The sequence below is a fragment of the Dethiobacter alkaliphilus AHT 1 genome (genome assembly GCF_000174415.1).
In the GTDB taxonomy this organism is placed as follows: domain Bacteria; phylum Bacillota; class Dethiobacteria; order Dethiobacterales; family Dethiobacteraceae; genus Dethiobacter; species Dethiobacter alkaliphilus.
Genome location: NZ_ACJM01000001.1, coordinates 280,548 through 293,370 on the forward strand (window position 1 = coordinate 280,548; position 12,823 = coordinate 293,370).

Genomic DNA, 12,823 nt, shown 5'->3' on the forward strand with positions numbered 1-12,823 from the left:
GAATTGTGTGCGAGGATAACAAGAAAAGACCCACTGTTTGCTCAAGTATGAAAACAGTGGGTCTTTCTGTCAGTAAACGTAATTCCTACTAAAGATACAGAATATTTCGAATCGAAAAAAGAGGAAAAATAGGCACGAATCTTGAATACTTATATTTATGTATTTTAAAAGAATTTAAAGCTGCCTATTTTTTTACTTTACAGGTAAGGGGGTGTAAAACCGGAAAACCGGAGAAACCGGAAACCTGAAAAGCTAAATTATTAGGGGGTTCTAGAGAAGATGAAGACAAAGTGGAAACTGTTTTTAATTGTTTTAACCGTGAGTATGTTGGTATTGGCAGGCTGTGGCGGTGGTGACAGCGAGCAGCTTACAATTGGTGTAGATACCATGTTTGTGCCGTTTGAATTTGAACAGGACGGCGAAATGGTGGGTTTTGATATTGACATCTTAGAAGAGCTGTCCGAACGGATGGGCTTTGAGTATGAAATTCAGACCATGGAATTCCGCGGTTTGATTCCGGCGCTAACCAGTAACAGCATCGACATGGCTTTTGCCGGTATGACCATCACCGAAGAACGGCAGGAAACCATTGATTTTTCCATCCCGTACTATGATGCCGGACTGTTAATCATGGTGCTTGAAGACAACGATGACATTAACGGCATTGAAGATCTGGCAGGCAGAAGAGTGGCTACTCGTACTGGTACTTCCAGCTACGACTATCTGATGTCTCTGGATTTCATTAATGAAAATGATGTTATCGCTTTTGACAACATGGATGCCGCTTATTTTGAATTACTGACAGAAGGCGTGGATGCCACTCTGTGGGATTCCCCGGCTCAGCAGTACTATGTTCAGACTGAGGGCGAGGGACAGGTAAAGCTGGTAGGCGAATTGCTTGAGGGGCAGCAGTATGGTATTGGTCTTCCCAAAGGCAGTGAACTCAAAGAAGATGTAGACGCAGCATTGGAAGCAATGATGGAAGACGGCACATACGAAGAGCTCTATGTTAAGTGGTTTGGAGAAATGCCTCAGTAGGAGATTAGGGCGTGGCATATGTCACGCCCTTTTTTAAACAAGATGTGTTGAAAGGAGCTAGTTGTTTTGAATTGGGAATTTAGACCAGAAGTTATTGTAGCGGCTATGCCTGCACTACTCCAGGGTATGTGGATGACTATCATGATTACTGTAGGCGGTGTTGCCCTTGGTTTTGTATTAGGAATATTGTTTGGCCTGGGCCGCATCTCCAAAAACAAAATTATTTTTGCCTTATCCACCACTTATGTGGAAATTATCAGAGGGACACCGATTCTGGTGCAGATCTTTTTTATTTATTTTGCCATGCCTATTCTGTTGGGATCAAGAATCTCCAACATTACCGCCGCCATCGCCGCCATTGCCATTAACTCCGGCGCTTACCTGGCGGAGATTGTCAGAGGTGGGATTCAGTCCATTGACAAAGGACAGACTGAAGCGGGCAGAACCATTGGTATGACTCCGTTTCAGACCATGCGCTATATTATCTGGCCTCAGGCCTTTAAAAGGATTATTCCTCCCATGGGGAACCAGTTTATTATCAGCTTGAAAGATACTTCTCTTCTTTCCGTTATCGCTGTGGCGGATTTGACACGTCGGGGGCAGACCATTATTGCCGTTAATTACCGTTCCGTTGAAATTTGGGGAACAGTGGCTCTCCTTTATCTGACCATGACACTGACAATTTCATTTGTGCTGAGACGTATGGAAAGAAGGTTGGATGTTTAATGATTACAGTTGAAGGATTATATAAAAACTTTGGATCGTTGGAAGTGTTAAAGGGAATTGATTGTAAAGTAGACCCCCAGGAGGTTGTCTGTGTTATCGGGCCCAGCGGATCCGGTAAGACAACGCTGCTTCGTTGTCTGAATTTGCTGGAAGTGCCCACTGAGGGTAAAATTGTGGTGGACGATATTGAGGTGACGGCACCTGATGTCAACATCAATAAAGTACGACAAAACATGGGGATGGTGTTTCAGCGGTTTAACCTCTTTCCCCATTTAACGGCTCTGCAGAACGTAACTTTGGGGCCCATTAAAGTTAAAAAGATGGAAGCAAAGGCTGTAAACCAGCTGGGGCATGAACTTCTGGAAAAGGTAGGCCTGGGTGATAAAGCAGATGTATATCCGGAGCGTCTCTCCGGCGGACAGATGCAGCGTGTGGCCATCGCCAGGGCACTGGCCATGCAGCCCAAGGTAATGCTCTTTGATGAACCCACCTCCGCATTAGATCCGGAGCTTGTGGGTGAAGTGCTGGAAGTTATGAAGGATTTGGCCAAAGAAGGTATGACCATGGTGGTTGTTACTCATGAAATGGGTTTTGCCAAAGAGGTGGCAGACCGGGTAATTTTAATGGATGAAGGGGTTATTGTGGAGGAAGGTACCCCGCATGATATCTTTACCTCACCCAAATCCCCCAGATGCCAGGCCTTTTTGCGTAAGGTGCTATAATAAATGAATGTCCAGATTTTTGGCACTAACAAATGCTTTGACACAAAAAAAGCCCAGCGCTACTTTAAGGAACGTCGGATTAACTACCAGTTCATTGATTTGTCGCAAAAGAACCTAAGCAAGGGTGAACTGGAAAGCGTGAAAAAAGCTGTAGGGCTAAATAACTTGTTTAACAGCAGTTCCAAAGAGTATGCAAAGTTAAACCTGAACCGGATTGTCAGTGCACAAATGCGGGAAGAACTGTTGCTTAAGCATCCAAAGCTATATCAGACACCAATAGTACGCAACGGCCGGCAGGCCACCGTTGGCTACCAACCTGATGTTTGGGATAGCTGGGAATAGAATAAAAAGATGCAGACATAATTTGTCTGCATCTTTTTTTTTTCACTGGTATTAATTATAACGCTTCACAGTTTGTGAAGCTGCTAAGGTAACCAGTATTGAACGGCACGCGCAGAGGAAATCGAATATGCGTGCCTTTCGGATGTTTTTTTCTGCCTGATGCGGGAAAGATAAAAAGGCAAATTAGGGCACAGAGGATGTGAGTTGATGTATATTACCAATTTTAGCATGCTTAGCTTACTTGTTGTTACTGCACTTCTCTATCTGGGATTTCTGCACCGCGTGCTGGATCGGATGCGTCTGACCAAAACAGAAGCGCTGGTGATACTTGTGGCCATGCTGGTGGCAGGATTTATGCCGGATATCCCCATTTACCGGGGGCTGGCCGTTAATGTGGGGGGAGCATTAATTCCGGTGGGGGTGGCTCTTTATCTGGTTATTACCGCCGATGAGGCACAGGAAAAAAGGCGGGCACTTCTGACTGCCGCTGTGGTGGCCGTATTAGTATATGCCACCGATAAATTATTGCCCCTGGAGCCCGGAGCCACAGGATTTGATATTGATCCGCTGTATGTTCCCGCCATTATTGCTGCAGTTACAGCTTATCTTTTGGGAAGATCCAGGCGTGCGGCCTTTGTTGGCGGAGTGCTTGGTGTAATCATCACAGATTTGGTGGCCTGGATTGAAAACATTGTTTATTTGCAGTTTGATGTGCCTATTGTGTTGGGTTCTGCCGGCGTGTTTGGTGCCGCGGTTATCGGTGGTATGGGTGCTGTATTATTGGCAGAGCTTGTAGGAGAAATTCTGGAACGACTGCAAGGAGGGCCGCGAGCATGAGACGGTTTGCTTTTTTAGCGATTTTTTTACTGTCGATTTTGATAGCCATGTCAGCCACCTCACCGCGGGACACGTTAACCGCCCGCTCCCTGCTGGATTACTTTGATAACCGGGAAACCGGGGAGATATCAAGGGAAGATTTGCTGGCAGAGCGTTACTATACCATGGTGGACGAAAAGGGCAAAGAGATTTTGGTAACCGGGCGGATCATTCATGTGGGCGATGAATATATCACCTCAGACAACAGGCTGTACCGCGTCTACAGGGTGGGAGGCCGGACAGCCTATGCCCGTTTTATCCGGGAGGTGGGCGCTTTTTTTGAGGAAGACCCCTCCGATATTCTTGTGATGCTGCGGGAGCGTCTGGGTGGTTGGGGGGCAGTTCCGGTACAAACAGAGGAGCAGGAAGAAGAAGGAGATAACCTGGAGCCTGAGGCGGAACCGCAGAGAATAATCGGGATATATCACACCCATAACGCTGAATCCTTCATTCCGTCCGATGGTACCGACAGTATCTACGGTGAAGGAGGTATCCATGATGTGGGGGAATCCTTCAGGCAGGCACTGGAAGAAAAAAATATCCGTGTAATGCATGATGAAACGTTGCATTTGCCCCATGACCGCGGTGCATACCGCCGCTCCCGTGTCACCGCTGAGCAGCTGCTGGAGGAGGGGCCGGATGTCATGTTTGATATCCACCGGGATGGTGCGCCGGCGGCGGCTTACGCTACCGAGATTGAAGGCGAATCGGTAACTCAAGTCCAGTTTGTGGTGGGGCGTCAAAATGCTAACATGAATGTGACCCGACAGTTTGCCCTGGATTTAAAAAACACCGCCGATGAAATTCATCCCGGACTGGTAAAGGGAATTTTTATGGCCCGGGGAAACTATAATCAGGACCTGACGCCCATGAACCTCTTATTGGAGGTGGGAGCGCATCAGAATTCACGGGAAGATGCAGAAGACGGGGCGGCTCTGTTTGCCGATGTGGTATCGTATTATTTTTACGGAGATGTGGATAATGCTCTGGAAGAAGAAGAGGAGGCCGCACCTGCCCCGGCTACCCAACCGCCGCCGGATCAGCCCGGCCCCGGGGATGCCCCCACTCCTCCGGGAACTCAGGGGGTTGAGGATGCAGCAAGTCAGCAAATCTTCAGATTGTTGGGGATAACTTTGGCTATCATTGTAGGCTTTATGCTCCTCAATGCCGGCAGTATAGAAGACATACACGTTAAACTGGTACCGTACATGGAAAAGCTGCAACCCTATACCCAACAGGGGGATCGTTTTCTGGCTGGGCTGCAGGAAAAAATTCATGCTCTGGCCCTGAGAGCTAAAATCCCTGAGGCCGCCACTGCGCTGGGGGCTGCGCTCCAGGCAACCGGCCGAGAGGGAGACCGTATACTGGTTTACTGGCAGGAAAGAATCCACGAAGCAGCCCTGACCATCAAAGAGAGGGCTATAATACTCTATAATCAGTTGACCAACCGTAATAAGCTGCGTTAGAAAAACCACCCTTCAGGGGTGGTTTTTCGCTGTTATCACTGATTTTTCTTTTGTGCTCCGTCGCTGGAGTCAATGTAGTAATCTTCCTTATATAACAACTCTGAGATGGGGATGATTTCATAATCGTTTTCCTGGGCAAATTTAATTATGTTCGGCAGGGCATCGGCGGTATAGCGGCCGTTATTGTGGAAGAGAATGATGGCGCCGGGATGGAACTTTTCTGTGACCCGCTGGGTAATGGTTGTGGCACCTAAGTCTTTCCAGTCCAGTGAATCGATGCTCCACTGTATAGTTTTGTAACCCAGTTCATCGGCTACTTCAATTACTTTGTCACTGTATTCACCAAAAGGAGGGCGGAAGAGGTAGGGCTCTTTGCCACCCAGGTCGGTGAGGGCGGCGTGCACACGCTGCAGCTCTTTTTTGATGGATTCTTTATCAAGGGTATTCAGGTGGGGATGAGTCCAGGTGTGGTTGCCCAGTTCATGGCCTTCGGCCACTATTTTTTTTACCAATTCCGGGTATTTCTCTATCCAGAACCCGGTGAGGAAAAAAGTGGTCTTAATATCATTTTCCTTCAAAATGCCTAAGATGGTTTCGGTGTACTCGGCACCCCAGGATGCATCAAAAGAAATGGCCACTTTCTTTTCTTCGGTATCCACATAGTAGATGGGCAGCAGTCGCTTCTGGCCCACTGTGGGGTCGGCCCGTTCACCGCCAAAAAGCCAAAAGAGGGACAGAACAAAAAGAGCTGTCGCCAGAAACATCAGCACAAACCGGCTTCTTTTTGTAATCACCACACTTTTAATCATCACAGACCTCCTCGAGAGATTGTCGGTATAAGTCTTTATATGGGTATTCCAAACAGGAGAAGGTTATGACAGCGGGGGAGTGGTTGACGGATTTTTCAGGGAATTTGCCTTTGTGGCAGGAGATTGGCAGGGTCCTGTCGAAAACCTCACCTTTATAACCTAAACCATGTATGTAGTATTGAGGGGGGCTTGACCTTGTATTGGAATCGCGAAGCGGAATGCATGTCGAGGGACAGGCTGCAGGAAGTGCAGCTTAAGCGCTTGAAAAAGACGGTAGAACGGGTATACAACAGCGTTCCCCATTATCGTCGCGTTTTTCAGGCCGAAGGAATCGAGCCGGGTGATATTCAAAGCCTGGACGATCTGTCCAGATTACCGTTTACAGTAAAACAGGATTTCCGGGACAATTACCCGTTTGGCCTGTTTTCGGTACCGCAAAATGAAATTGTACGCTATCACTCTTCTTCAGGAACCACCGGGAAACCCACCGTTGTGGGCTATACCAGAAATGATTTGGCCACCTGGTCTGAGCTGATGGCCCGTTCTTTGGTAAGTGCCGGCGCCACCCGTAATTCTGTGGTGCAAAACGCCTACGGTTACGGCCTGTTTACCGGGGGCCTGGGCGTTCATTACGGCGCGGAGCTTTTGGGTGCAGCTGTTATTCCCATTTCCGGCGGAAACACCCAGCGTCAGGTAATGGTGATGAAGGACTTTGGCACTAACGTTTTAACCTGCACGCCCAGTTATGCGCTGTTTATCGCCGAAGTAATTGAAGAGATGGGATTATCATTGGATGAATTTAAGCTGCATGCTGGAATTTTCGGCGCCGAACCCTGGTCTGAGAATATGCGCCAGGAAATTGAGCGGCGTTTGGGTATCCGTGCCACCGATATTTACGGACTCAGTGAAATTATCGGGCCCGGTGTGGCCATTGAATGTGAAGAGAAGTGTGGCCTGCATATCTTCGAGGACCACTTTATTCCCGAAATCATTGACCCGGCCACCGGCGAAGTGTTGCCTTACGGTGAAAAAGGCGAGCTGGCCATCACCACTGTCACCAAAGAAGCACTGCCCATTATCCGCTACCGGACCCGGGATATTACCACATTGACTGTGGAGCCCTGCCTCTGTGGACGCACCCATGTGCGCATGGCTAAGGTCACCGGACGCAGTGATGATATGATTATTGTCCGCGGCGTTAACGTTTTCCCCACCCAGGTGGAAAGTGTCTTGCTGGAAATCGGTGAAACAGAACCGCACTACCAGCTGGTGGTAACCCGCAAGGGCAGCTTGGATATGCTGGAAATTCAGGTGGAAGTTTCAGAGCGCATGTTCTCTGATAAGATTAAGCGTTTAGAAGAGCTGGAGAAAAAGATTCACTCGCAAATAGATTCCATTTTGGGCATCAGCGCAAAAATCCGCCTGGTGGAGCCCAAGACTATTCCGCGCAGTGAAGGGAAAGCTAAACGTGTCATCGATAAACGTGAGTTATAGGAGGCGGCCATGGTAAAACAATTACACAGACAACAAATTATGGAAATTAAGCCCTACGTGCCGGGTAAGCCGGTGGAAGAAGTGGAGCGGGAGTTAGGCATCTCTGATGTGATCAAGTTGGCATCCAACGAAAACCCGCTGGGACCGGCACCGGCCTCATTGAAAGTGATGCAGGAGCTAATCAACAAAGTTGCCACCTATCCAGACGGCAACTGCTACTATCTGAAAAATTCCCTGGCGGAAAAGTTAAACCTGACTTTTTCCCATTTAGTTGTGGGCAACGGGTCCGATGAAGTAATTAAACTGATTGCCGAAGCGTTTCTGGATGAAGGGGACGAAATTATTATGGCTAACCCTTCATTTTCCGAATATGATTTTGCGGCAAAAATCATGGGGGCACGTACCGTGATGGTGCCCACCAAAGACCTTACCCACGACCTGGAGGCTATGGCGGCGGCGGTGACAGAGAATACCAAGCTGGTTTTTGTCTGTAACCCCAATAACCCCACCGGTACCATGGTAGGTAAGAAAGAAGTAGAAGCCTTTTTGGATAAACTGCCCCAAGGGGTAATAACCATTTTTGACGAAGCATATTTCGAATACGTTCTGGCTGAGGATTACCCCGATACCCTGGAGTTTGTCCGTCAGGAGCGGGACGTTATTGTCCTGCGTACTTTCTCCAAGATTTACGGTTTGGCGGGCCTGCGCATCGGCTATGGCGTAGCCAAGCCAGAGCTTATCGGCCTGATTAGCCGGGTTAAAGAACCCTTTAACGTAAACTTGATTGCCCAGGGCGCAGCCCTGGCCGCTTTGGAAGACGTGGATCATGTCAAAAACAGCGTGGCCATGAATGAGGAAGGCAAAAAGTATCTCTACGAAGAGTTTGAGCGGATGAACCTTCCTTACCAGCCCACCCATGCCAACTTTATCTGGGTTCAGATAAAAGCCGACTGTCAAAAAGCATTTGCCAAGCTGATGCGCCTGGGTGTCATTGTGCGCACCGGCGACATTTTCGGCGCACCGGATGTGGTCCGGGTGACCGTTGGTACTTCCGAGCAAAATAAACGGTTTATCGAAGCGCTGGAGAAAGTCTTGACAGAAGAAGGCGTCTTTAGCTAAAATAGGATAAACACAACTGCATATCTTTCCTGGGGGTGCCCACCAGTGTGGGCTGAGAGGCAGGGGCGACAAACCCGGCCAACCCTTCGAACCTGAGATGGATTATACCAGCGTAGGGAAGGACCGCAAAAGTGGCAGCGCAACAGAAGTAACAGAAGCAAAGCCGCGGACTAAACCGGTCCGCGGCTTATTTTTGTTTACTGCTAGCATTATAACGCTTCGCAGATAGCGAAGCTGCTAGTGTAAGCAGTACTGAAAGGCGCGCGCTGAGGAAACCGAAAGAGCGCGCCTTTCTTGTGCAGGATTTTGCATGGTTTTTGCGAAAAAAGGTCCGTCCCCATTTTGTGTGAGGAGGTTTTGGTTTTGGAGATTGGTGGGTTGTTGGAGAAGTTGAGAGAGGAAAAGCCTTTGGTGCATCATATTACCAATATGGTGACCATGAGTGAGTGTGCCAATGTGACGCTGGTGGCAGGAGGGCTACCCATTATGGCCCATGCGCCCCAAGAGGTGGCGGAGATGGTGAGTCATGCCGGGGCTTTGGTATTAAATATCGGGACGCTGACGCCGGCGCAGGTGGATGCCATGGTGCTGGCGGGCCGGCGGGCCAATGAGCTGGGCCTGCCTGTGGTGCTGGATCCGGTGGGAGCCGGAGCCACTTCCCTGCGCTTAGAGGCAGCCAAGCGTCTATTAAAAGAAATTAAAATCAGCATCATTAAGGGGAATGAAGCAGAAGTTGCCATAATGGCCGGAGGTGCCGCCGAGATTAAGGGAGTGGAGTCCATTAACGTCAGCGGTGATGTGGTGGAGCTGGCCGCTTCCCTGGCCCGGGATACCAATGCTGTGGTGGCGGTAACCGGTGCGGTGGACCGGGTCACCGACGGAGAGAGAATGGTGGAGGTTACAAACGGTAATGCCCTCATGGCTACGGTGGTAGGAACAGGCTGTATGACAGCCTCTGTGATGGGCTGCTTTGCTGCGGTGGAAAAAGATACCCTTAAGGCTGCGGTGGCAGCACTTGTGACCTTTAATGTGGCGGCGGAGCTGGCGGCACGCAATTCTGATGCACCGGCTTCTTTTAAGTCTCAGCTTTTTGATGAACTGTATCGGTTAGATGAGCAAACAATTAAAACCAGACAAAATATCAAAGAAAGGATGATAAACCAGTGAGTGTAAAAAGATTAGTGGCAATGGGCCTGTTAACTGCAATTGGGACCTTAGCCGGCGTTTTTTCCATTCCTGTGGCAGGAGCCATGATTTTTCCGGTTCAGCATGCCATTAATGTGCTGGCGGCAGTATTATTGGGTCCCGGGCCCGCGGTGCTGGTGGCTTTTGCCGTGGCGCTGCTGCGTAACCTGTTGGGGACCGGAACGGTTTTGGCTTTTCCCGGCGGTATGATTGGTGCCTTTGTGGCCGGTTATGCTTTTAGGTTCTTTAAGCGGGATTATGCTGCGGCTGTGGGCGAAGTTTTCGGCACCGGTATCCTGGGAGCCCTGGCGGCAGTCCCGTTGGCACGCTTGGTACTAGGAAGTGAGGCCATTGCTTTTGTTTTTGTGATACCCTTTGCCACCAGCAGCCTGGCCGGTGCGGTATTAGGACTTGTAGTATTAAAAGGCGTGGCGGTTGCCGCGCCAAAACAACTGGGAGAAGAGGGGAAATAAGTGACACAACTGATTAAAGCAAGAGAGGGAATTATCACTCAGGAAATGATTGCTGCTGCCAAAAAGGAAAATGTAGAACCGGAGCTGATCCGGCAGGGTTTGGTTGACGGCACGTTGGTGGTGCCGGCCAATGTTAATCATAAGTCGCTGGAGCCATGCGCCATTGGCAAAGGCACCAAGACAAAGGTTAATGCCAATATCGGTACATCCACCGATTTCCCCGATCCTGAGGCGGAACTGGAGAAGCTGCGACAGGTTGTGGATGCCGGCGCCGATGCGGTGATGGATTTATCCACCGGCCCCAATATTACCGATACCAGGCGGCGCATGCTGGGCGCCTCGCCCCTGCCGGTGGGGACGGTCCCCGTTTATCAGGCCACCGCAGAAGCCAATGTGCGCTACGGTGCCATGATGAAGCTGACCGCCGACGACCTTTTTGACGTGGTGGAGGAGCAGTGTAAAGACGGGGTGGACTTTATTACCGTCCACTGCGGGATTACCCGCCAGGTCATTGACGTCTTGAAAAAACGCCGGCGCGTGGCCGATATTGTCAGCCGCGGCGGCGCCTTTCTTACCGGTTGGATGCTGCACCATGACCGGGAAAATCCGCTTTATGAACGCTACGATGAGCTATTGGAAATTGCTGCCCGCTATGATGTGACCCTTAGCCTGGGTGACGGGCTGCGACCCGGTTGCCTGGCTGATGCCACCGACGGCCCGCAGATTCAGGAGCTGCTTGTTTTGGGCGAACTGGTGGAGCGGGCCTGGGAGAAGGGCGTGCAGGTGATGGTGGAAGGCCCGGGCCATGTGCCGCTGGATCAGGTGCGCTCCAATGTTGACCTGCAGAAATCGCTGTGTAAAGGGGCACCGTTTTATGTGCTGGGGCCGCTGGTCACCGATGTGGCGCCGGGTTATGACCATATTACTTCCGCCATCGGCGGAGCACTGGCTGCCTGGGCCGGTGCGGATTTCCTCTGCTATGTAACTCCGGCAGAACATTTGGGCCTGCCCGATGCCAAAGATGTGCGTGACGGCATAATGGCCAGCCGCATTGCCGCCCATGCCGCCGATATTGCCAAAGGTCTTCCCGGAGCAGCGGAGTGGGATTTGTCCATGGCCAAAGCGCGCAAGGCACTGGACTGGGAGAAGCAGATCGAGCTTTCCATCGACCCCGGTCATGCTGCGGCGGTGCGCAAAAAGAAAAACCCCGAACACAGAGAGGAATGCTCCATGTGCGGGGAGTTTTGTGCCATGAAAGTTGTGGCGGAAGCACTGGGCACCGAAGCCGAGTGCTGCTAATCTCCTAAGACATCTTTAATTTGTTTTTTAATGGGGTCAAGAGCCAGTTGTACATCGCCTGCTGCCGCTGACAAAAACAGCTGCGGCAGGCGTTCTGCATTTTCTGCCGCCTCACGCATCTCGGCGGTTACCTGATCACCCCGGCCTCCCAGCAGGATGCCGTTTTTATCATAGACCGGATGTGCCAGCTTTTTACCCAGCACATATTGGCGAATCTTGGTCCGGGTTTCATCTTCCAGTTCACGGCCGCCCTGAGCCAGGCGCCCCTGCAGCTGAAACCAGAGTTCCCGCAGCTCGGAAGTGGGACCCGGTCTGTCATCTTCCAGTCTGCGGACCAGCCATTCATGGGAGCGGTCCCGCAGGCTCTGCCAGCTTTCCAAAAGCTTTTTGCTGCCGGTGTCCAGCTTTTCCCTGGTAAAGTCCAGACCCTCCAGCAATTCACTGACGCCGGCGGCAATCAATACCTGTGTAAGGCGGTTTTTCTCCCGGGCATGGCTGATGACGTCAATGGTTACCGTTTCTCCTTTGCGAATAATAAAGTTGCCGTCGTCATCGGTCACATCCTGACCGGCTTCCCTTTCCAGCACAAATTCGATCGCTTTGGCTTCCAGGGAGTGGGGAATCTGACGACCCATCCGGTCTGTGGTGTCCACTGCTTCCGCTTCGCGGGCCTGCACCAGATAATCTGCATTAACGATAATAAAATCACGGCCAAAGTTTTCCACCACCGCCACCGGCAGGGCCAGGTGCTCACGGGTTTTGTCTACCAGCAAAAATATTTCCGTTAAGGCGCCATCCTCTGCGGTAAAGGACAGCTCCTCCACTGTGCCGGCCAGCGACCCGTCCACCGTAACAACCTTGGTGCCTATTATTTTTCGGTCCATAAGGGCAGCTAATTCCGGCTGTTCATCCGCCTGCTGTACCGCATCATGGCTCTGCAGCGTGACGGCGTCACCACCGATGCTGCGAATTGAGGCAAAGGGAATTAACTCGGTTTTTGTTTTCAGGAGTGAGCGTTCGCCCACCTCCAGTGCAGCCACGCTGCGGGTGGCAGGATTGATCACCAAACTGTGAATCCGCCCCAGCAGCTTTCCTTCGCTAAGCTCAATAACAGGCAGGCCCACAACATCTCGCGACTTTTTCATTGGTTTCACCCCGATTCTCTGAATTACTGCGATATTTCCAGTATACCCTAATTCTGACGGCCATACAAACAACCATGCCAGGTTTTTATCAACCTGTAACAATTTTTAATAGCGCTGTACATTGTTTTT

13 protein-coding genes and 1 riboswitch are annotated in these 12,823 nt (G+C 50.5%); of the genes, 11 read left to right on the forward strand and 2 right to left on the reverse strand.

The genetic code is table 11. From position 1 onward, the window contains the following. Window positions 1-279: 279 nt before the first annotated feature. The 6 genes from DEALDRAFT_RS01420 to spoIIP all read left to right on the forward strand — a co-directional run bounded on the left by DEALDRAFT_RS01420 (window position 280) and on the right by spoIIP (window position 5,170). Entirely contained in the window at window positions 280-1,038 is a 759-nt protein-coding gene (locus DEALDRAFT_RS01420) for a glutamine ABC transporter substrate-binding protein (protein ID WP_008514160.1), read from the forward strand. 66 nt (window positions 1,039-1,104) lie between these two features. Further along, entirely contained in the window at window positions 1,105-1,764 is a 660-nt protein-coding gene (locus tag DEALDRAFT_RS01425) for an amino acid ABC transporter permease (protein ID WP_008514162.1), read from the forward strand. Beyond that, the gene (locus DEALDRAFT_RS01430; protein WP_008514164.1) at window positions 1,764-2,486 is read left to right on the forward strand and encodes an amino acid ABC transporter ATP-binding protein; all 723 of its coding nucleotides are present in this window, start codon (window positions 1,764-1,766) and stop codon (window positions 2,484-2,486) included. Before DEALDRAFT_RS01425 ends, DEALDRAFT_RS01430 begins: the two co-directional genes overlap by 1 nt. 3 nt (window positions 2,487-2,489) lie before the next feature. After that, window positions 2,490-2,828 (forward strand): arsenate reductase family protein, encoded by a 339-nt coding sequence (locus tag DEALDRAFT_RS01435; protein WP_008514166.1) that lies wholly within the window; start codon window positions 2,490-2,492, stop codon window positions 2,826-2,828. A 207-nt stretch (window positions 2,829-3,035) separates the two neighbouring features. Further along, window positions 3,036-3,665, forward strand: a complete 630-nt coding sequence (locus tag DEALDRAFT_RS01440) for a DUF1614 domain-containing protein (protein WP_008514167.1) — start codon at window positions 3,036-3,038, stop codon at window positions 3,663-3,665. Next, a complete protein-coding gene (gene spoIIP / locus DEALDRAFT_RS15725; RefSeq protein ID WP_008514170.1) occupies window positions 3,662-5,170 on the forward strand; it encodes a stage II sporulation protein P in 1,509 nt (502 codons plus the stop codon). The genes DEALDRAFT_RS01440 and spoIIP overlap by 4 nt, the downstream gene beginning before the upstream one ends. A 35-nt stretch (window positions 5,171-5,205) precedes the next feature. Here spoIIP and DEALDRAFT_RS01450 read toward each other — a convergent pair whose 3' ends face one another. Continuing rightward, entirely contained in the window at window positions 5,206-5,979 is a 774-nt protein-coding gene (locus DEALDRAFT_RS01450) for a polysaccharide deacetylase family protein (RefSeq protein ID WP_008514171.1), read from the reverse strand. 195 nt (window positions 5,980-6,174) lie between these two features. Between DEALDRAFT_RS01450 and DEALDRAFT_RS01455 the strand changes: the two genes are divergently transcribed. The 5 genes from DEALDRAFT_RS01455 to thiC all read left to right on the forward strand — a co-directional run bounded on the left by DEALDRAFT_RS01455 (window position 6,175) and on the right by thiC (window position 11,549). Beyond that, the gene (locus tag DEALDRAFT_RS01455) at window positions 6,175-7,473 is read left to right on the forward strand and encodes a phenylacetate--CoA ligase family protein (protein ID WP_008514174.1); all 1,299 of its coding nucleotides are present in this window, start codon (window positions 6,175-6,177) and stop codon (window positions 7,471-7,473) included. A gap of 9 nt (window positions 7,474-7,482) precedes the next feature. Next, complete coding sequence (gene hisC, locus DEALDRAFT_RS01460) at window positions 7,483-8,592, forward strand: histidinol-phosphate transaminase (RefSeq protein WP_008514176.1); 1,110 nt, start codon at window positions 7,483-7,485, stop codon at window positions 8,590-8,592. A gap of 21 nt (window positions 8,593-8,613) precedes the next feature. Beyond that, window positions 8,614-8,728: riboswitch (TPP riboswitch) on the forward strand. 227 nt (window positions 8,729-8,955) lie between these two features. Then, a complete protein-coding gene (gene thiM / locus DEALDRAFT_RS01465; protein WP_008514178.1) occupies window positions 8,956-9,759 on the forward strand; it encodes a hydroxyethylthiazole kinase in 804 nt (267 codons plus the stop codon). Continuing rightward, complete coding sequence (thiW, locus tag DEALDRAFT_RS01470) at window positions 9,756-10,250, forward strand: energy coupling factor transporter S component ThiW (RefSeq protein WP_008514180.1); 495 nt, start codon at window positions 9,756-9,758, stop codon at window positions 10,248-10,250. Before thiM ends, thiW begins: the two co-directional genes overlap by 4 nt. Beyond that, window positions 10,251-11,549 (forward strand): phosphomethylpyrimidine synthase ThiC, encoded by a 1,299-nt coding sequence (thiC, locus tag DEALDRAFT_RS01475; RefSeq protein WP_008514181.1) that lies wholly within the window; start codon window positions 10,251-10,253, stop codon window positions 11,547-11,549. On the opposite strand, the gene DEALDRAFT_RS15730 is transcribed toward thiC, so the two are convergent. Continuing rightward, window positions 11,546-12,694, reverse strand: a complete 1,149-nt coding sequence (locus tag DEALDRAFT_RS15730; protein ID WP_050780749.1) for a PRC-barrel domain-containing protein — start codon at window positions 12,692-12,694, stop codon at window positions 11,546-11,548. The two genes, thiC and DEALDRAFT_RS15730, sit on opposite strands and share 4 nt — an antisense overlap. Between the last annotated feature and the right edge of the window lie 129 nt (window positions 12,695-12,823).

Excerpts from the sequence above, each read along its gene's own strand:
- DEALDRAFT_RS01450 (WP_008514171.1), bottom strand. The coding sequence starts at position 5,979 with ATGATTAAAAGTGTGGTGATTACAAAAAGAAGCCGGTTTGTGCTGATG.
- DEALDRAFT_RS01440 (WP_008514167.1), top strand. The coding sequence starts at position 3,036 with ATGTATATTACCAATTTTAGCATGCTTAGCTTACTTGTTGTTACTGCA.
- DEALDRAFT_RS01430 (WP_008514164.1), top strand. The coding sequence starts at position 1,764 with ATGATTACAGTTGAAGGATTATATAAAAACTTTGGATCGTTGGAAGTG.
- DEALDRAFT_RS01420 (WP_008514160.1), top strand. The coding sequence starts at position 280 with ATGAAGACAAAGTGGAAACTGTTTTTAATTGTTTTAACCGTGAGTATG.
- spoIIP (WP_008514170.1), top strand. The coding sequence starts at position 3,662 with ATGAGACGGTTTGCTTTTTTAGCGATTTTTTTACTGTCGATTTTGATA.
- hisC (WP_008514176.1), top strand. The coding sequence starts at position 7,483 with ATGGTAAAACAATTACACAGACAACAAATTATGGAAATTAAGCCCTAC.
- DEALDRAFT_RS01435 (WP_008514166.1), top strand. The coding sequence starts at position 2,490 with ATGAATGTCCAGATTTTTGGCACTAACAAATGCTTTGACACAAAAAAA.
- DEALDRAFT_RS15730 (WP_050780749.1), bottom strand. The coding sequence starts at position 12,694 with ATGAAAAAGTCGCGAGATGTTGTGGGCCTGCCTGTTATTGAGCTTAGC.